This window comes from Caenibius sp. WL (assembly GCF_019803445.1).
Classification (GTDB): Bacteria; Pseudomonadota; Alphaproteobacteria; order Sphingomonadales; family Sphingomonadaceae; genus Caenibius.
In genome coordinates this window covers 3,058,920-3,077,523 of record NZ_CP081844.1, presented here as the reverse complement: position 1 = coordinate 3,077,523, position 18,604 = coordinate 3,058,920, and the positions used below count along the sequence as shown (strand labels likewise).

The window sequence follows — 18,604 nt, the reverse complement described above, 5'->3', positions numbered from 1 at the left end:
GGATGACCGGCATACCGGACGATCTGGCCGCACTGATCGGCCGGCCGCAGTTTGCGCAAGTGAGCGACGGCGCGGTGGAGGCAGGCGCGATCCGCCTGTTCGCCGCCGCGGTGCAGGATGGCACGCCCGCCTATTGGGCGGACGATCCGGCTGTGGTGTTCGCGCCGCCCGCGCTGCTTTCGGCGTGGAACCGCCCGGTGATGTGGCATCCCGGTGGCGATGTGGGCACGAGCGGGCTGGCGCTGCATTTCCTCGTCAAGGACAGGCTCGGCCTGCCGCGCGCCATCGTGGCGGAGATGGAAAGCGAAGCGGCTGCCCCGATCCGGCCCGGCGTGAGAGTGCGCAGCGAACAGATTCTGGTGGACCTTGGCGAGCCGTGCACCACGCGCCTGGGGGACGGGCGCTATTGGACCATCCGGGTGGAATACCGCTGCGCCGGGGATGACACCCTGTTCGGCGCGGAGACTTTGCGCTTTTTCGGATATGGCGCGGAGAGCGCGGCATGAGCGGCGGTGCCCTGCCTCCACTCCGCCGCATCGTGTCCGCGCGGGATATCACGATGGGCGCGGCCGCCAGCCGCGACTGGCAGCCCCAGCATCACGATATCGCCCATGCGCAAGGCATGAAGCTGCCCGACATCATTATGAACGCGCCGACGCAGACCGGCTGGTTCCATGCCTATGCGATGGCGTGGGCGGGGCCGGGCGCGCGGATCGCGCGGTGGCGGCTGAAAATGCGCCGCCCGGTCTGCCCGGGCGCGGCAATCGCCTATTCGGGCAGCGTTCTGCGGCAGGAGACCGGCCCGCCCGGTGCGCTGTGGATCTGGCTCGATCTGGAATGCCGTTCGGCGGACGAACGGCTGTCGGCCATGGCGCTATTGCTGGCGCGGCCCGATGCCGCCGGGGGCGATTGCGCGGCCATTCCTGCCGATGCGTGGCATCCGCCCGCTCTCGATCCGGCATGATCTCGGCGGGCAGGTCTTTGCCGGCAGGGCCGATTTTGCCATCCGGCCGGAAGTGTGCGCCGGCGTTTGAGCTTGCCTTGCGTGTCTGGTAGCGTCCGTGCCCATGAGAGGACCACAACACCACACCGCCACTATCAACGGTATCGCCATGCACTATGTGGAGCAGGGGCAGGGCCCGTTGCTCATCCTGTGCCACGGCTTCCCCCACACCTGGTATAGCTGGCACCGGCAGATCGGCCCGCTGGCCGAAGCGGGCTGGCGCGTGGTCGTGCCGGACATGCGCGGCATGGGCCAGACCGAGGCCCCGCCCGAAAAGGAAGCTTACGATTGCGTGCAGACGGCGGGCGATCTCGCCGCGCTGGTGGAGCATCTGGGGGAGGAACAGGCGGTTTTCGCGGGGCTCGATTTCGGTGTCTTCGCGATTTTCGATCTGGCGCATCTCCATCCGGAAAAGGTGCGGGGCATCATCGCGCTCGAAAACCCGCATTATCCGGATCGTCCCGATGTGACTCCGCTGGAGGAAGCGGCGGAATGGGCGAAAGAGCATTTCGTCCATATCGATTACTTCCGCGAACCGGGCGTGGCCGATGCCGATCTGGCCGCCGCGCCGCGCGCGTTCCTCACGCGTGTGTTCCATGCCCTGTCGGGCGATTACCATTATCTCGACGTGTGGCGGCATCCGCCGGGCACGACCTATCTCGACGCCCTGCCCGAAGCGCCACGGTTCCCCTGGGCCTGGCTGACCGAGGCGGAAATGGACGAGATCGTTGCCGATTATGAAAAGTCGGGCTTCACCGGTGGGCTCAACTGGTATCGCGCGATGGATATCCGCTGGCATCAGCGCGCGCCGTGGCGGGGGAGCAAGACACAGGCGCCCTTCTATTTCATCGGCAGCGAACAGGACGTCGATCTCGAAGCCTGGCACGGTGAAAATCCGCTGGCGGAAATTCACCACCACCATGCCGATGTGCGGCGGGTCGAAATGCTGCCCCAGGCGGGGCATCTGATCCAGCTTGAAAAATCGGACGACGTGACCCGGCTGATGCGCGAATTTCTGGCCGATTTCGCATAACGATCCGGCAGGGCGCGATGCCCTGCCGGTTGCAGGCCGCTGGTGGCCTTATTGCATGGCCAGCGCTTCGGCTTCCTTGGCGCAGTCGCGTTTGGGCGCGGGCAGATTGCCGGCGGCGATTTCCGCGCGGGCGGCTTTCAGGTCTTCCTGGAACGCGGGGACGGATTGCAGCCGGGCAAAGGCCGCGCTGGCGGCAATGCGGCCTTCTTCGATATCGCTCTGCCAGTGGACGTTGCAGACGCGGCGGCTGTCGCCGAAGGCCCGCCCGCGCGCGATCACCTGCGCCACCCGATCGGGGAGCAGTTCGGCGAGGACAAGGCTCCAGCCATAGCCGACCGCGCTATGTCCCGAGGGATAGGAGCCATCCTTGCGCAGGAAGGATTCATGCGCCGGCGTGCAGGTGGGCTGGCCGTTTTCCATGAACGGGCGGGCACGCTGGTGCTTCTTTTTCACGGCCCCGGTCGACATGGCGAAATCCATCGTCGCCCGGCGCAGCACGCGGTTGATGGCGGGGGCGGTGTCCGGCCCGATGGCGAAGCCCGCCGCGCAGGACAGCGCATCGGTGTCCTTGGGCGTGAACAGGTCCGCATCGGTGGTGGCCAGATCCCAGCGGGCGGTGCCGCGCAGGGCGAGGCCGCGCTGCGATGCCTCGTGATCGCGGGCCAGGCTGGGGCTGCCTTCTGTCGGCGGCGGCGGGATGAAAATCAGACTGTCAGGCAGTTGCGCGGTTTCCAGATAGCCCGGGGTGATACGCAGCTTGTCCAGCGCCGGCAGAGGTTGTTCGGCAACGACCGCCGTCCCCGCGCCGATAGCCGCGCCCGCCCCGGCCAGCGCCAGCGCGCCCGCAATCCATGCTGTTCTCATCCCATTTGTCCTCTTGCTCTGGTTGATCTTGTCGATTTCAGGCACCCGCTTCCGCTCGGGGGAGTGCATCGGTCTCTGCCAAGTGGCTGTAGTCATGTCCTTTAGATCAGGCAACGCACAGTTCCGCGGTCGCGGCCCTGTGCGGCGTGGCCACGCGGGGGTGATGGCCTCGCACCTGTGGAGGATGGGCTGCCGGGGGCGCTGCACGCCGCCCATTGATGCGATCGGCATGTTGCCAATTAGCAACGCTATATAACCAATTGGTGCTGCGCCCCTCTCCGACAGGGCCCGCACCCTTGCAAAAAGGGGCCTGAGTATGCATCGGCCCAGCCTCATGCGCGGGCACTTTCTCCCCAAACGCCGTGCATAGGAGGGTCTAAATGAAAAAGCTTCTCGTCTCGACCGCGCTTTGCGGGTCGTGTCTCTTTGCTGCAATGCCCGGTGTGGCATTCGCGCAGGACGAAGCCGCCGCACCCGCGGATGCCGGAATCGGCGAAATTATCGTGACCGCGCAGAAGCGTGCGGAAAACATCCAGAACGTGCCGATCGCCATTTCGGCCGTGTCGGGCCAGTTCCTCGAATCGCGCGGCATCACCTCGATCGACAGCCTCGGCGCGATCGCGCCAAACGTGAAGATCGAACGCGCCCCGTCGAACAAGACGATCTCGCAGATTTCGATCCGTGGCTCGGTCACCATCAATCCCGCGATCACCTGGGAACCGGCTGTCGGCCTGTATCTCGACGGCGTGTACATCGCCAAGGCGCAGGGCTCGATCTTCGACGTCGCCGATCTGGAACGCGTCGAAGTGCTGCGCGGCCCGCAGGGCACGCTCTACGGCCGTAACGCTCTGGCCGGTGCGGTGAACCTCGTCACCAAGAAGCCCTCGGGCGAACTGGGCGGTTCGGCCGAAATCAGCTACGGCAATTTCGATGCATGGCGCGGCAAGGCCGTGCTCGACCTGCCGGCCATGGGCCCGCTGTCGGTCAAGCTTTCGGGCCAGATTTCCAAGCGTGATGGCTTCATCAAGCTGTCGAACGATCCGCTTTATGGCACCCCGGGCGCGCCGCTCATGTCCTCGCCGCTGGAAGGCCGCATGGCCGACCTCGACAGCAAGACCGGGATGGTTCAGGTCCGCTTCGAACCCACCGACACCCTGACGTTCGATTATTCGTTCGACTATTCGAAATTCGATCAGCGCCCGGACTACGGCCAGCTGGTTGCCGGTGGCGATTTCCCGGGTATCCCGCTGTCGGATTATGCACAGCGCGACCGCAAGTCGAGCACGCACCTCAACAAGGACCGTCTGTACGAACGTTCGCGTTCCTACGGCCACTCGCTGACGGCTGCGCTCGAACTGGGCGATATCACGCTGAAGTCGATCACTGCCTATCGCGATCTCAAGTGGAACGACCGCATCGATCTCGATGGCACGCAGTATGATGTTGCCTACACCGGCCGCGATACGGATTTCCACTCGTTCAGCCAGGAACTGCAGGCCACCGGCACCGTGTGGGATGACCGCGTGAACTTCGTGGTCGGCGCGTTCTACTACAAGGAAAAGGCGGAAACGCTCGGCACGCAGCGCTTCTTCGGCGCCTATGGCCCGGTGGTGGACCCCAAGGTGGGCGGTGCGGCTGTTTATCAGTCGGACTACGGTTCGCACACCAAGGCATGGGCGCTTTACGCGCAGGCTGACATCCGGATCACCGATCCGCTCAAGCTGACGCTCGGCGCGCGCTACACCGAAGAAAAGAAGGACATCCGCCGCTTCTTCGCTGCCGGCACGACCGATGGCAAGCCGCTGACCACGGTGGTTGATATCGGCTACGGCGATGTGCCGGATGCCAAGTACAGCAACTTCAGCCCCGCAGCCACGCTGTCGTACGAGTTCGACCGCAACGTGAACGCCTATGCGCGCTTCGCACGCGGCTTCAAGTCGGGCGGCTTCAATGGTGAAACCAGCGATTTCCGTGCACCGACTGCCGATTGCCCTACTGGTGCTTTCGAACTGTGCAATCCCTATCGTCCTGAAAAGGTCGATAGCTATGAAATCGGCCTGAAGACCCGTCTGGCTGGTGGCAAGGTGATCCTCAACCTCGCGGCGTTCTGGGATGAGCACAAGGACATTCAGCTGTCCGTGTTCACCGCCAAGGATGCGGCCTCGTCGATCGTTCGCAACGCGGCCAAGGCGCGTATCCGCGGGATCGAAGTCGAAACGGTTCTGCGTCCGGTCGATGCGCTGACGATCAACGCCTCGTTCGCGTACCTCGATGCGAAGTACAAGAACTACATCGAAACCGCAGGCGGCCCGGACGTTTCGGACAACCGCGCGTTCCCGCACACGCCGAAGTACACCGCTTCGATCGGTGCCGATCTGCGGGTGGCCGAAGGCGATTGGGGCAAGTTCACGCTTAATGGCGATCTGAACTACGTCTCCAAGTACTACACCTTCCCCTATGCGCTGGTGCCGGAATTTGACGGGCAGCAGGACGCGCACAACACGCGTTCGAAGGGCCGCACGATTGTCAACCTGCGCGCTGCCGTTGGCGAAATCCCGCTGGCGGGCGACGTGAAGGGTGAGGTTTCGCTCTGGGTGCGCAACCTGACCAAGGAAAACAATGCCACGAACTTCATCGACTTCGGCGCCGGTTTCAACGGCCTGACCGTCGGCTACTTCCCCGATCCGCGTACGTACGGGATCACCGCCGGGATCAAGTTCTAAGATACGGACGATGGCGGAATGGAAACATTCCGCCATCGTTCAACCCACAAAAAAGGCCCGGCTGCGGAATGGCAGCCGGGCCTTTTGCATGCGGTGAAGGGAAAGCTTACCCCAGTTCGACGACCGACAGGATATGCTGGTCGTGGCCGGGAAAGACATAGTCCAGTTCGATCACCATGCTGTCGCCCAACTGGCCGGCCTTGAGCAGATCGGTTTCGATGAACGCCTGCACGCCGTGGCTGCCATAGGCATAGCGGGTGACATCGCCATAGACGGGGGAGGCATCGAGCCGGGCATCGATTTCCGGATTGCCCGCCATGGCCCGGTTGAAGCCGAATTTGAGACGGCCCTTGAGATCGGGGTCGTTTTCCGCCTTGTCCTGCAGATCGAGCACGATGCGTTCGAGGTCTTCCAGGCTTTCCAGCAGGAAGCCGAAATGGAAGCTCGCTTCGAAATCGTTGTCCATCATCGCGCGCATGCCTTTGACGGCTTCATGCTCGCTCTCGGTGCCGACGCCGAGCGCTTCGTGGATCGTTTCGATCAGCTTGCGTTGCGGTTCGGGCAGGGCGGAAAGGTAGATGATCCCGTCACCCCGCGCGAAATGCGCATTGTCGACCACGAAGCGATAGAAATTGCCGCCGGGCAGGGGCAGGACCTGCGTTTCCACCATGCCGAGAAGTTTCAGCAGTTTGGCGGCTTTCGGCCCTTCTTCGGCGGTGCCGTAGTGCAGGGCCAGATGCCCCATGGTGCAGGCGTGGGCGCCCTTGGCGGCGGTTGCCATATCGATCGATCTCCCTCTCTCGCGATCCTTGTTCGCGCGCTGTCGTTCGTCTTGCCCGCCATGCGGGGAAACGTTTCCGGGAGATAACAGCCCCGCCACGCGCCCGCAAAGCCGGGGCGGCAGCAGCAGGGCGCTTTGTTCCGCTATTGCTCCGTTTGGCGCTTTGGGTTCCTTATTGGCGCGGCGCTATTCCGCCCCGTCTCCCTCGGCCGCGCGGCGTTCGCGCTCACGCGCCATATCGCCGCTCAGGCGCACGGCAATCGCATGGCCGCGCACGCGCGCGCGGTCGGGCTCCATCGCCGCGAGCGGTTCGACCGCGACCATTTCGGCAAGCGCTTCGCGGGCGAGCCGCTGGTATTCGCCTTTGCCGTCGTTCTTCCAGGTGACCTGATGCGGTTCGAACGTGCGGACGATCTTGGCCGGGTTGCCCACCACCAGGCTGCGCGGCGGAATGACGACATCCGATTTGACCAGCGACAGCGCCGCGACCAAGCATTCCGCGCCGACAACGGCGTTGTCCAGCACCACGGCATTCATGCCGATCAGCGCGTTTTCCCCGATCTCCGCCCCATGGATGATGCAGCCGTGGGCCAGTGTCGCGCCGCGATGGACGATGGTGTCGCGGATGGAGGAGGCGTGGATCGTGGTCGAATCCTGCACGCTGCTGTCACCCTCCACGATGATGCGACCGAAATCGCCGCGCAGCGATGCGCCGGGGGCGATGAAGCAGCCCGGCCCGACGATCACATCGCCGATCAGCGAGGCGAGCGGATGGACGTAGCTGGTCGGATCGACGACCGGGGTGATGCCGTGGAAAGCGTAGCAGGGCATGGGCGAAAGCTCCCGAAAGTGATGCCGGAACGGGCGGACGAATCCGCGCCGGGGCAGCGCATCCCCGCTGCCGGTTGCGAACGGCGATGCCTCCATCGTCTGGCGATGGCAAGCGTTCTGGCGATGGAGCGCAGAGCGGCGGAGCGAGATTCGCGCCGGTGCTTATGGCCAGCCTGCCCCGATTGGGTTAGGGCAGGGCCATGCAGCCCCTTTCGCTCGATCATATCACCGCCGTCGATACCACGCCGATCCAGCTGGCCGAGGCCGCGCACGCCGCCGGGTGCCGCGGCATCTGCCTGTTCATGCAGCCGATGGAGGTGCTGCCGCATTTGCCGCAGTTCGACATCTACACCGATCGGGTAGCGCGCAGGGCGCTGGGCGCACGGCTGAAGGAACTGGGGATCACGCTCGATCTCGCCTATCCCTTCACGCTGGGGGGGCGGACGGAGATCGACGGTTTCCGGACCGCGCTGGAATGCGCGGCGGAGCTTGATGCGCAATTGCTCAATGCGCTGATCTATGACCGGGACCCGGCGCGGCGGCTCGACAAGTTCGGGGCGTTCTGCGATCTCGCGGCGAGTTACGAACTGCGGGTAGGTGTGGAATTCTATCCCCCATCGCAGGTCCCCTCGCTGGCCGATGCGCTGGACCTCGTTGCGCGGATCAACCGCCCCGGCCGGGTCGGCGTCAATGTCGATCTGCTGCATCTGATGCGGTCGGGCGGTTCGGTGGCGGAACTAGCAGCAGCGCCCGCCGAATATATTCTCTACGGCCAGATTGCCGATGGCGCGGCCGATTGCCCCGAAGACCGGATCGATTTCGAAGCTTCTTCCGCACGGCTGCTGCCGGGGGAAGGGGTGTTCGATCTGGCCGGTTTCGCCCGGGCCCTGCCCGAAGGGTGCCCGATCAGCGTGGAAATCCCGCGCAATGCCGATCTCGAAGTGGGCGTGCCGGTGGCTGAACGGGTCCATCGCGCGGTTGATGGCGTGCGGCAGGCGCTGGCGGCGGGGTGACGGCGAACACTCCACCCCGTTCAGCCTGAGCCTGTCGAAGGCCGCGCTCTGCCATTGGCCTAAATGCGCTGGTGGCATAGCCGCTATCGTGGCGCGCGTCCTTCGACAGGCTCAGGACGAACGGATGGGGGACTTGGGGGCATTGGCTTCGCCCCCGTATTTCTGGTTGGCTTGCCATGCAGGCTGGCCTGAAAACCCCTTTAGTCATTCCCGCGCAGGCGGGAATCCAGTTCTACGGTTGCGGCTGGATTCCCGCCTGCGCGGGAATGACGAGGTTGTGGCTGGCCCCACGCACGGCAGCATGGGAATAACGGGAACGGCAGTATCCCCCCGGCAAAACACTTTCCTACACGCCCGAAATCTGCCCTAACCTGCCGGATGGCACAGCGCAGAAACCCATTCGCCCGTTCCCCGAAGCTCTGGCCCGCTTACCGCCGCCTGCCCGCGTTCGTGCCCGTGCCGGTGCGCCCCCGGCGCGATGGGTGGGATGCTGTGCGGCAGGGGCGGTTTATCGGCTGGCTGGCGCAGACCGGTTCTGTTTCCGAAGCCGCCGCGCGGGTGGGGCGTTCGCGCGAAAGCGCCTATCGCCTGCGCCGCCGGGCCGATGCCGCAGGGTTCGCCGCCGCATGGGATGCCGCGCTGGCCGGGCGGGCCGGTATCAGGATACCGGCGCGGAAAGTCACACCCGATGATCTGCCCGCGCTCGCTTTTGCCGGGCCGGTACGGGTGAGAATGTATCGCGGGCGCTTTGCCGCGGTCAGCCGCCAGCCCAGCGATACCGCGCTGTTGCGGTTGCTCTCGCACTATGACCGGGCTTTGCGCGGGTATGACACGGCGCTGCGGTGGTGAGCGGGCGGCCCGCGCACTTTCGGGCCGTTCTGCGTCAACCTGTGAGGTGGGGAGATGAGAAGGCCAAAACCCACCCCCGCTCATCCTGAGCTTGTCGAAGGACGCGCGCTAGGGTGTGGCTGAAGGGGCTGCCGTTCGCGCGCATCCTTCGACAAGCTCAGGATGAGCGGACGGGGGTGCCGAAGGAGGAAGGTATGCCTGTACAACCACTCAAAAAAAGGGGGCCAATCCTTGCGGATGGCCCCCCGGATTGTTGCGGTGCGGATCAGCCCACGCGCAACTGGGCCAGTTCTTCCGCCGTCAGTTTGAGCGTGGCGGCTTTCGCGCTGTCGCTGATCTGTTCGGGGCTGCTGGCGCCGAAAATCGGAATGGTCTGGTTCGGCTGCGACAGCAGATAGGACAGCACCACTTCGTTGATCGAAACACCGTGCTTCTCCGCCAGCGCCTGCACAGCCTTCGCCCGTTCCGCATTCGCGGGATTGTTGTAGCGGGCTTTCAGATTGTCGGGGACCGCATCGGCGCCTTTGGCCAGCTTGGTGAAGTAGCCGCCGCTTTGCGCGGAATAGGCGATGATCGGCAGGCCCGCGGCGTGCAGGTCTTCGTACTCGCCTTCGTAGTAGTGGACATAGCCTTGCTGCGCGGCGGCTTCCGCGTCCGGCTTGGCCAGGCCCCAGAAGGTTTCCGACGCGACGAAGCCCTGTTTGCCGAGCGACTGGGCATAGGCATTGGCTTCAGCGATTCGCGCCGCCGACCAGTTGGATGCGCCGAAATAGCGGATGCGGCCCGCCTCCTGATGGCCGAGCAACGTATCGATGATCGGCTGCACCGGGGCGTCCGGGTTGTCGGCGTGCAGCCAGTAGAGGTCGATCGTGTCGATGCCGAGGTGATCGAGGCTTTCCCCCAGATCCTGCGTGATGTCCTCGGGCGTGACGCGGTTGCGCCAGTCGCCTGCGCGCAGATCCATGAAACCGCCCTTGGTGGCGATGACCAGGCCATCGCGGCTGCGGGTCTTGAGCCAGCCGCCCACGGCGCGTTCGCTGGCTCCCTTCGGGGCATCGGGCGCCCAGTCGCCATAGGAACGGGCGGTGTCGATGAAATTGCCGCCCAGTTCCGCGAAGCGGTCGAGAATGGCGTTGGATTTTTCCTGATCGATCATCCAGCCCAGCATATTGGTGCCGTAGCAGAGCTGGCTGACCGACAGATCGGTCTCGTTCAGCGTCACTTTCGTAAGCATGTGTCTGTCTCCTGGAATTCCGTGTGCGCCCGGCGCGGCGCGATTCATCGCGGCGGGCCCGGTTGCGGGGCAGCCTTCACGAGGATGGTCCGGCAAGGAAGAGCAAGGCGGACGAAGATGGCGCAACGCGCTATCTTCGTCCGTCCCGGTTATCGTGTCCGCTCAGTTTTCAGCGGCGAAGAAGGCTTCGGCGCGGGCCTTGAGCGCATAGGCGCTGTCATCGAACGCGCGCTTCACCCATGGCCCGGCAAAGCGATAGACATGGATGCCGTTGTTGCCGAGGAAGGCGTCGGTCGAATAGTAGCGGCAGGAATTGGGCCCGGTGGGCGTGATCACCTGATCGCGGCGGGCGGGATAGGGCCATGCATCCGTATGGACCATTTCCCACGAAATCATCCGTTCCTTGTCGAGCGCGCAGATATATTCGCAATTGGGCACGATCGATCCGGGGGCGGCATAGTTCATCAGCCGCATATCGACCGCCGCACCCATCTTGAGTTCGGAGACCGCCTTGACGCAGAACGGATTCCATTCGTTGTAGCGCGGCATGTCGCACAGGATGTCCCACACGATCCGGGCGGGGGCATCGATATCCACGGTGACGCTTTCGGTCACCGCATCGGGATCGAACCCGTTCACGGGATCTTCGGCCAATGTCTTGGCCTGCTTCATCCAGTCGAGCATTTCCATCACATCGTCTCCTTAAGGGGCCATCCAGTCGCCGCCGTTGACATCGAGCGAAGCGCCGGTGACTTCGCTGGCATAGTCGGACAGCAGGAAATAGACCGCCTTGGCGCAATCGGCATCGCGCGGGATGTGGCCGATGGGGATTTCCGAAGCGCGCTGTTTCTTGAACGCTGCGCCTTCTTCCTTGCCCAGCGAAGCGAAGAAGCCATCCAGCGGCACACCATCCATCCAGCCCATCAGCGCGGTGTTGATGCGGATGCCGGTGCCCGTCAGTTCGCCGGCGAGCTGCCGGGTCATCTGGTTGAGCGCCGCCTTGGCCATGGCATAACCGCCTTCGCCCGGATTGCATTTGCGCGTGGCAAGCGTGGAAACGTTGACGATCGAGCCGGATTTCTGTTCGATCATCGTCGGGAGCACGCACTGCGCCATGCGCAGGCCGCCCAGCGCGTTGACATCCATCACCCGCACCATCTGGTCCATGTCGGCCTGATGAAGCGGGGTCCAGTCCGGGTGGAAGTAGGCGGAATTGACGAGGCCATCGATCCGGCCCCACTTGGCGAGCGCCTGCTGGGCGAGATTGCGGCACTGGCCCATGTCGGACACGTCGCAAGGCACCGCGATCGCTTCCCCGCCCTGGGCGAGGATATCGTCCCGCACGGCATTGATCGCATCGACCGAACGCGCGGAAACGACGACTTTCGCCCCTTCCTGCGCGGCCCCGCGGCACAGCGCCTGGCCCATGCCCGGGCCCGCACCGGTGACGATAACCACCTTGTCCTTGAGTATCATTGCGTCGATTCCTCTCTCGTTCTGTTTCGTTGTCGTGGCCGCGTTCACGCGGCGGCTTTGCGGCCCGCCTGGCGGCCGAAGAAAGTGCAGTCGGCCAGGCTCATGCCCGAGCTGTAGCCGTGGCCCCACGCGGGCAGGCCCGATGTGCAGCGGCCCGCGGCATAAAGGCCGGGGACGGGCGCCCCGCTGCGATCCAGCACTTCCCCGTCAGTGGACGTGCGCAATCCGCCGAGCGTGAAGAAGCTGAAGTAGGAATGTTCGAAATTCAACTCCAGCGCGACGAACGGCCCCTTATCCAGCGGCGTCAGGATCGGCGGCTGCTTGTTGAACAGCGGATCTTTCCCTTCGGCGGCGTGCCGGTTGTAGAATTCCATCGTCCGGCTGAGCGTACCTTCGGCCATTTCGAGTTCACGCTCGACTTCCTCCCAGGTCTCGCCCGTTCCGGCGATAGTGATCCCCGCGAGTTCGAGCGGCTGATCGAAGTGGGCGATGTCGAGCAGCAGGAACACCCGGCGGCCCAACTGGTCGAACGCATAGCGGCTGACACGGCCGTGGTAGCAATCCTCGTTGATGAAGCGCTGTCCGGCTTCGTTGACGAACACGCCATAAGCCTGCGGTTCCGGCATCGTCCACGGGCACGTGGTGAAGAACTGTTCCATATGGATCGCATCGCCGCCCGCGCTGACGCCCAGTTCGATGCCCGAACCGTCGTCCTTGTCGCCGATCGGGCTGTTGATCTTGAACGTATCGGGGCAATAGCGGCGGCGCATCTCTTCGTTCATCACGAAGCCGCCGGTGGCGAGGACGACGCCCTTGTTCGCCTTGATGAAGCGGTTCTGGTTGTCGATCCGCATCACCACGCCGCAAATACGTTCGCCGTCGCGGATCAGGGCGACGGCGCGGGCATCGACCACCACTTCCACGCCCAGATTGCGGGCGCTGGCTTCGAGGATGTCGACCAGCGGACGGCCGCCGCCCCAGCCCATATGCTGGATCACGTGGCCGCGCGGGGCAGGTTTGGCAAGCGAGCGGAACGGCTCGGCCTGTTCGCTGCCCGACCAGATGAGCGTGGAATCGTCGGTCGGTTCGATCAGCTTGCCCGGCAGGTAATTGCCGCGATAGGGCACGCCCTGCGCTTTCAGCCATTCATAGTGGTTCAGCGCTTCGCGGGCGTAGAGATCGCATTTGGTATGGTCCGCGCACGGTCCGCCAGCCGCCTTGAGATAAGCCGCGAAATCTTCGGTCGAATCTTCGAAACCGGCCGCGCGCTGGGCATCCGTCCCGCCGTTGCCGCCGATGTAGATTTCCCCGCCCGACAGCGCCGAGGCGCCGCCGCTGCCCGAATTGCGTTCGAACAGCATGACCCTGGCGCCCGCGTTGGCGGCTTCGATGGCCGCGCAGGCACCCGCGGCGCCGAAGCCGACCACGGCGACATCGGTTTCAAAGTCCCATTGGGCGACTTCGGCCGCGGGGTAGGGCTTGTGCAGGGAAATCTCGGTCATGTGATCCTCATTCAATGCCCTCGCGATCCGATGGGCATGCCGGTTGTGTTTTGTATCGGCCCGTTTTCAGGCGGCGGGACGCTGGCCGCCGCACAACACTTCGGTGATCGCCTCGGTGTCGCAGTATTCCTTCCACGAGACGATCTTGCCGTCGCGCAGGCGGGCCAGAAAGTGGTACTGATTGCGGTATTCGCGGCCCGATACGTGCATCCCCTGGGAGGACGCTTCGACTGCCACGCGATCGTCCTGCGCGGTGATCGCGTGGACGGTGAAACGGATGCCGCTGGGGAAGGCTTCGAAAATCCGGCCCGCGGCCATCGTGATCGCAGCCTTGTCGAACGTGCCCGAAATCAGGGTGTTGCCCATGGTGGTGACACTGCCATCGGGCGCATAGGCATCGACGATAGCGGGAACATCACCCGCATTCATCGCGGCAATGAAAGCTTCGACAGCGGCAATATTCTGTTCGACGCTCATGTCGGCGTCCTCCCCGGGTCAAGAGATGAGGGGGCTGCCGTATTCGGCTGGCCCCCCTTGTGTCAGCGCTTTCTATCAGACGAAGCGGGCGACGCAGTTGCCGAGCGCCCGCCCGCCTTCGGCCGGGTTCTTGTCGCTCAGGATCATTTCGAACGTATCGCCCTTCACCGCCGGGGCGAGAGGGACAAGCGAACCCGACAGGATCACGTCGCCTGCATCCAGCGTCACGCCATAGGCGCCGAGCGTGTTGGCCAGCCAGGCCACCGCCTGCGCCGGATCGCCCTGAACCGCGTTGCCATAGCCTTCGGACAGCGGTTCGCCGTTCTTGGTGACGGCGACATGCAGGCCCGGCAGATCGAATTCGCGCGGATCGAGCCGCGCGTCGCCGATCACATAGACCCCGCACGAAGCGTTGTCGGACACCGTATCGACGATGCTGATCTTCCAGTCGTTGATGCGGCTGTCGACGATTTCGAAGCAGGGCGCGATGCTTTCGGTCGCGGCCATGACATCGGCGGCGGTCACGCCGGGGCCGTTCAGGCTATCCTTCAGGATGAAGGCGATTTCCGCTTCCGCGCGCGGCGCGATCAGCGCCTTGGCATCAACATCGATATCGCCTTCGACGAACATCCAGTCGGTCAGGAAGCCGAAGTCGGGCTGATGCACGCCCAGCATGTCCTGCACCGCCTTGGAGGTGACACCGATCTTCTTGCCGACAACCTTTTCGCCATCCTTCACCCGGCGGGCGAGGAAATCGAGGCTGATCGCATAGGCATCATCAACGGTGAGATCGCTGTCGCGTTCGATCAGCGGGGTAAGGGAGCGCCGGCCGCGCAGCGCTTCGTACAATTCGCGGCCATACAATTCGGCTTTGCTCATGACAGGAAATCAATCGAATAGTGGTTGAATTCGTTTGCCCGTTCGACCTGGACCCAGTGGCCGCAGCGCGCGAAGGTGATCGCGCGGACATCGGGGCAGGCATCGAGGAACAGACGGCTGTGCTCTTCCGGGCAGAACTCGTCGTTCAGGCCCCAGAACACGAAGATCGGATGGCTGATCTCGCCCAGACGTGGCCCGAGATTGGGCGTTTTCATCCGCACCAGCACGTCCTTGGGCTGGGTGCTGGCCACGGCGAAGCGTTCGGCTACCAGCTCATCGGAAATCAGATGCGCGGAATCGGGATGCATCAGGTTGGAAATCAGGCGGCGCTGTTCCTCGATATTGAAATCGGGGCCGCCGAAACCGGAGCGCATCTTGGCGATGCCTGGCAGCGTGAAATAGCTTGCCTGTTCCGCCACCGCGCCGGGCGCCATCATGATCAGCTTATGGCTGAATTCAGGATGGTCGAGTGTCATCTGGATGGCGATGGCGCCGCCCAGCGAATTGCCCACCAGCGACGCCTTCTCAATACCGTGCTGGCGCAGGGCATCGTAGAGCGTGTCGGTGAACAGTTCGAGCGTGTAATCGATGCCTTCGGGCTTCGACGATGCGCCATAACCGATGAGATCGGGCAGGATGACGCGGAAACCGGCATCCACGAACGCGTCGATGTTGCGCCGGAAATTGGAAGAGCCCGATGCCCCCGGGCCGCTGCCGTGGATGAACACCACGGCAGGGCCGGAGCCGGCCTCTTTCAGATGGATATCGTATCCACCGGCAACGGCATAGGTTGCCTCCTTGAGATCGGCCATGGGGTCTTTCCTCAGAGGAAGGTGAAGCTCGGCGGTTCACCCAGGATACCGCCGATCACATCGGCAGTGCGGTTGTTCGGATCGTTGGCGACGTGCGCACGGCCGGCGTGGAGATCGAGCCAGGGCTGGATCACTTCGCTGGACATGTAGATCGCCCGGCCGCCGAGCAGCTTGACCATGTCATCCGCCAGATCGGCCAGACGGCGCACGACCGACGACGAATTGTAGGCGAAGAGTGTCCGCTTCTCCATCGGGATGGTTTCGCCGCGTTCGGCATAGCCCATCAGTTCATCGAACGTCAGCCGCAGCGTGTTTTCCATTTCGGTGATCTGCGCGTGGGCGCGGGCAATCGCTTCGTGGAGGAACGGATCGGCCTTCGATGCCTTGCCGGTGTTGGTCGACACGCGGCTTTGCATGATGTTGATCGCACCGTTGACGACAGCGCGGGCGCCGCCGAACGCCGCGGTCGATACCGAGCGGGTGAACACCTGCGCCCAGGGCAGCGTGTAGAGCGGGCCGTTGTTTTCCTTCTGACCGGGGTTGGTGCAGAGGAACCCGTCGACCGAACGGTGCGTGCGGTATTCGGGAACGAACACATCGTCCACGATCACGTCGTGGCTGCCCGTGCCCTGAAGGCCGAACACATGCCAGGCATCGCGATCGATAGTGTAATCCTTACGCGGCAGCAGGAACGCGCGCATATCCGGCGGGCCGCCTTCTTCGGCCGGCGGGACCATCGCACCGAGAATCACCCACTGGCAGTGGATCGAGCCGGTCGAGAAGCCCCAGCGGCCGGAAAGGCGGAAACCGCCTTCGACGCGCGTGACCTTGCCGACGGGCTGGTAGCTCGACGAAGCGAGAGTCGAGGTGTCCTCGCCCCAGACCTCTTCCTGCGCTTCGTTGTGGAACAGCGCCAGTTCGTAGGGGTGGCAGCCGACAACGCCGTACATCCAGCCGGTGGACATGCAGCCTTCGGCCAGAGTCTTCTGCACATCGTAGAAGGCGTTGGGATTCATTTCATAGCCGCCCCAGCGCTTCGGCTGGAGAATGCGGAAGAAACCGGCTTCCTGCATTTCGGCAATGGTTTCGGCCGGAACGTCGCGTTCCGCAACGCATTTGCGGGCGCGTTCTTTCAGCACGGGAACCATGGCGCGCGCGCGCGCCACCAGTTCTTCATGCGTGGGGATGGATCCGGGTGTCGTGGACGGAGCGGCAGTGGCCATCTTGGCGTTCTCTCCCATAGAGCTCGAATCAAACGGGCTTACAGCGAAGCATTCGTAATTTTTTGTGCCATGTGATACGCAAATCGTCAATTGAAAAGCATGTTGGCTTTGGATATGAGTGTTTTCGAATCTGCTTAACCCATGCCGATTGGTGTTCGGCGTGACAGTGTGGGAGAAAAGCCGTTGTCAGGCAAGTTTGCTGTTGATCTCACTGGGTGCGTGGCCATCGTCACGGGCGGGACTCGGGGCCTTGGGCGCATCATTGCCGCGACCATGGCGCAGGCCGGATGCAAAGTCGAAATCTGCGGGCGTAACGAACCGGACGATCTGCCCGATGGCGTGGCTTTCCATGCCGCGGACATTCGCGATCCGGATCAGGCCAAGGCGTTTGTCGATGCGGTCGTCGCCAAGCATGGACGGCTGGATTTCCTGATCAACAACGCGGGCGGTTCGCCGCATGCCGAAGCCGCGACGGCCAGTCCGCGCTTCTTCGACGCGATCATCAAGCTCAATCTCAGTTCGGCGATGTATCTGTCGCAGGCGGCCTATCCGGTGATGAAGGCGGCAGGGGCCGGCAGCATCGTCAACATCGCCAGCGTTTCGGGCATCCGGCCTTCACCGATGACCGCCGCTTATGGCGCGGCCAAGGCGGGCCTGCTCAATCTGACGCAGACTCTGGCGCAGGAGTGGGGGCCGGACAACATCCGGGTCAACGCCATCATCCTGGGCCTGATGTCGACCGAAACCGCCGAAGCGACCTATGGCGACGAGGACGCGCAGGCCGGGGTCGCCAGGTCGATCCCGCTGCAACGCATGGGGATGGGCGAAGATGTCGCCGGGGCCATTCTCTGGCTGTGCTCGGACATGGCCGGCTGGGTGAGCGGGGCTCGCCTCAATGTCGACGGGGGCGGCGAACGCCCCTATTTCTTGGATTTGCTGAAAGGAGCCTGACATCATGGGAGTGAAGGCACTTGGATATGTGATCGTCGAATCCGCCAAGATGGCGGATTGGGATCATTTCATGGCCGACGTCGTCGGGACGATGCGCGGCGAAGGCGCGCCGGACGGTAGCGCGTTCTATCGCGTCGACAGCCGCCCGTTCCGGTTCTGGATTCGTCCGGGCGCGGAGGAGAAGTTCATCGCCGCGGGCTACGAAGTGGCCGATGCCGCTTCGCTCGAATCGCTGAAAGCGGCTGTCGCGGCGGCGGGCCGCCCGGTGGAAGACGGTTCGGCCGAAGAAGCCGCGGTGCGCGGCGTTGCCGCGTTCTTCCGCACCAGCGATCCGGCGGGCAATGGCCTCGAATTCTTCCATGGCGACAAGCGCGATGATGTCGCGTTCGTTTCGCCGGTGGGTGTCGAAGGGTTCGTGACGGGCGACATGGGAATGGGTCACGCGGTGTTCGCCGCGCCCAATTTCAACGAAACCCATGATTTCTATCGCAATGTCGTGGGCTTCCGCGACACCGATATCCCGCGGTTCCATTTCAGCGACGATCCGGCCGATCCGGGTATGGGCATGGCTTTCATGCACGCTGACAACGGCCGCCACCACTCGATCGCGATTGGCGAAATGCCGCAACCGCCTTCGGGCTGCATCCATCTGATGCTCGAAATGAAGACCATTGCCGACGTGGGCAAATGCCATGACCGCATGCGCGCGGCCAAGGTGCCGGAAAGCGCCACGCTCGGACGGCACGTCAACGACCAGACCTTCGGCTTCTACATGCAGACGCCGGGCGGGTTCGATTTGGAGATCGGCTGCGATCCTCTGGTGATCGACCCAGAGTCGTGGGTGCCTACCGCTCATCTCCAACCGAGTGAGTGGGGGCACCTTTGGGCCTGGCAAAAGGCTCTGGAAGAGCAACAGGGGGCATGACGCCCGGTTGCTGCGAAGCTGATTTTCT

Annotated in this window: 19 protein-coding genes; 8 read left to right on the top strand and 11 right to left on the bottom strand. The window is 63.9% G+C overall.

Annotation, left to right across the window (positions count from 1 at the left end; translation table 11 throughout):
• The first annotated feature begins 2 nt into the window (after positions 1-2).
• The 3 genes from K5X80_RS14815 (at position 3) to K5X80_RS14805 (ending at position 2,036) form a co-directional block, all read left to right on the top strand.
• Positions 3-506 carry an FAS1-like dehydratase domain-containing protein gene (locus K5X80_RS14815; protein ID WP_222558475.1) on the top strand — a complete coding sequence of 168 codons (504 nt, stop codon included), beginning with the start codon at positions 3-5 and terminating at the stop codon, positions 504-506.
• Complete coding sequence (locus K5X80_RS14810) at positions 503-964, top strand: MaoC/PaaZ C-terminal domain-containing protein (RefSeq protein WP_222558474.1); 462 nt, start codon at positions 503-505, stop codon at positions 962-964. Before K5X80_RS14815 ends, K5X80_RS14810 begins: the two co-directional genes overlap by 4 nt.
• 103 nt (positions 965-1,067) lie before the next feature.
• Positions 1,068-2,036 carry an alpha/beta fold hydrolase gene (locus K5X80_RS14805; protein WP_222558473.1) on the top strand — a complete coding sequence of 323 codons (969 nt, stop codon included), beginning with the start codon at positions 1,068-1,070 and terminating at the stop codon, positions 2,034-2,036.
• 48 nt (positions 2,037-2,084) lie between these two features.
• Here the strand turns inward: K5X80_RS14805 and K5X80_RS14800 are convergent, their stop codons facing one another.
• Positions 2,085-2,900 (bottom strand): acid phosphatase, encoded by an 816-nt coding sequence (locus tag K5X80_RS14800; RefSeq protein ID WP_222558472.1) that lies wholly within the window; start codon positions 2,898-2,900, stop codon positions 2,085-2,087.
• A 380-nt stretch (positions 2,901-3,280) separates the two neighbouring features.
• Between K5X80_RS14800 and K5X80_RS14795 the strand changes: the two genes are divergently transcribed.
• Positions 3,281-5,623, top strand: coding sequence for a TonB-dependent receptor (locus tag K5X80_RS14795; protein WP_222558471.1), 2,343 nt, complete (start codon positions 3,281-3,283; stop codon positions 5,621-5,623).
• A gap of 106 nt (positions 5,624-5,729) precedes the next feature.
• On the opposite strand, the gene K5X80_RS14790 is transcribed toward K5X80_RS14795, so the two are convergent.
• Both K5X80_RS14790 and K5X80_RS14785 read right to left on the bottom strand, forming a co-directional pair.
• A complete protein-coding gene (locus tag K5X80_RS14790) occupies positions 5,730-6,404 on the bottom strand; it encodes a hypothetical protein (RefSeq protein ID WP_222558470.1) in 675 nt (224 codons plus the stop codon).
• Between the two features lie 186 nt (positions 6,405-6,590).
• Positions 6,591-7,331 carry a gamma carbonic anhydrase family protein gene (locus K5X80_RS14785; RefSeq protein WP_261390560.1) on the bottom strand — a complete coding sequence of 247 codons (741 nt, stop codon included), beginning with the start codon at positions 7,329-7,331 and terminating at the stop codon, positions 6,591-6,593.
• 104 nt (positions 7,332-7,435) lie between these two features.
• Here K5X80_RS14785 and K5X80_RS14780 point away from each other — a divergent pair, with 104 nt between their 5' ends.
• Together K5X80_RS14780 and K5X80_RS14775 are read left to right on the top strand one after the other, a co-directional pair.
• Positions 7,436-8,248 carry a sugar phosphate isomerase/epimerase family protein gene (locus K5X80_RS14780; RefSeq protein WP_222558469.1) on the top strand — a complete coding sequence of 271 codons (813 nt, stop codon included), beginning with the start codon at positions 7,436-7,438 and terminating at the stop codon, positions 8,246-8,248.
• Positions 8,249-8,626: 378 nt separating this feature from the next.
• Complete coding sequence (locus tag K5X80_RS14775; protein ID WP_222558468.1) at positions 8,627-9,097, top strand: helix-turn-helix domain-containing protein; 471 nt, start codon at positions 8,627-8,629, stop codon at positions 9,095-9,097.
• Positions 9,098-9,362: 265 nt separating this feature from the next.
• Here K5X80_RS14775 and K5X80_RS14770 read toward each other — a convergent pair whose 3' ends face one another.
• From K5X80_RS14770 to K5X80_RS14735, 8 genes are all read right to left on the bottom strand, one after another.
• On the bottom strand, positions 9,363-10,331 hold the full coding sequence (locus tag K5X80_RS14770; protein WP_222558467.1) for an aldo/keto reductase: 969 nt from the start codon (positions 10,329-10,331) through the stop codon (positions 9,363-9,365).
• 162 nt (positions 10,332-10,493) lie between these two features.
• On the bottom strand, positions 10,494-11,021 hold the full coding sequence (locus K5X80_RS14765) for an SRPBCC domain-containing protein (RefSeq protein ID WP_222558466.1): 528 nt from the start codon (positions 11,019-11,021) through the stop codon (positions 10,494-10,496).
• 12 nt (positions 11,022-11,033) lie between these two features.
• Positions 11,034-11,807, bottom strand: a complete 774-nt coding sequence (locus K5X80_RS14760) for an SDR family oxidoreductase (protein ID WP_222558465.1) — start codon at positions 11,805-11,807, stop codon at positions 11,034-11,036.
• A gap of 44 nt (positions 11,808-11,851) precedes the next feature.
• Positions 11,852-13,309 (bottom strand): FAD-dependent oxidoreductase, encoded by a 1,458-nt coding sequence (locus tag K5X80_RS14755; RefSeq protein ID WP_222558464.1) that lies wholly within the window; start codon positions 13,307-13,309, stop codon positions 11,852-11,854.
• A 66-nt stretch (positions 13,310-13,375) separates the two neighbouring features.
• Positions 13,376-13,786, bottom strand: a complete 411-nt coding sequence (locus K5X80_RS14750) for a nuclear transport factor 2 family protein (RefSeq protein WP_222558463.1) — start codon at positions 13,784-13,786, stop codon at positions 13,376-13,378.
• Between the two features lie 75 nt (positions 13,787-13,861).
• Positions 13,862-14,665, bottom strand: a complete 804-nt coding sequence (locus tag K5X80_RS14745) for a fumarylacetoacetate hydrolase family protein (RefSeq protein ID WP_222558462.1) — start codon at positions 14,663-14,665, stop codon at positions 13,862-13,864.
• Positions 14,662-15,477, bottom strand: a complete 816-nt coding sequence (locus K5X80_RS14740; RefSeq protein ID WP_222558461.1) for an alpha/beta fold hydrolase — start codon at positions 15,475-15,477, stop codon at positions 14,662-14,664. Before K5X80_RS14740 ends, K5X80_RS14745 begins: the two co-directional genes overlap by 4 nt.
• A gap of 11 nt (positions 15,478-15,488) precedes the next feature.
• Entirely contained in the window at positions 15,489-16,700 is a 1,212-nt protein-coding gene (locus tag K5X80_RS14735) for an acyl-CoA dehydrogenase family protein (protein ID WP_222558460.1), read from the bottom strand.
• A 141-nt stretch (positions 16,701-16,841) separates the two neighbouring features.
• Here K5X80_RS14735 and K5X80_RS14730 point away from each other — a divergent pair, with 141 nt between their 5' ends.
• Positions 16,842-17,651, top strand: a complete 810-nt coding sequence (locus tag K5X80_RS14730) for an SDR family oxidoreductase (protein ID WP_222558459.1) — start codon at positions 16,842-16,844, stop codon at positions 17,649-17,651.
• Positions 17,652-17,655: 4 nt separating this feature from the next.
• Positions 17,656-18,576 carry a VOC family protein gene (locus K5X80_RS14725; RefSeq protein ID WP_222558458.1) on the top strand — a complete coding sequence of 307 codons (921 nt, stop codon included), beginning with the start codon at positions 17,656-17,658 and terminating at the stop codon, positions 18,574-18,576.
• The last annotated feature ends 28 nt before the right edge of the window (positions 18,577-18,604 follow it).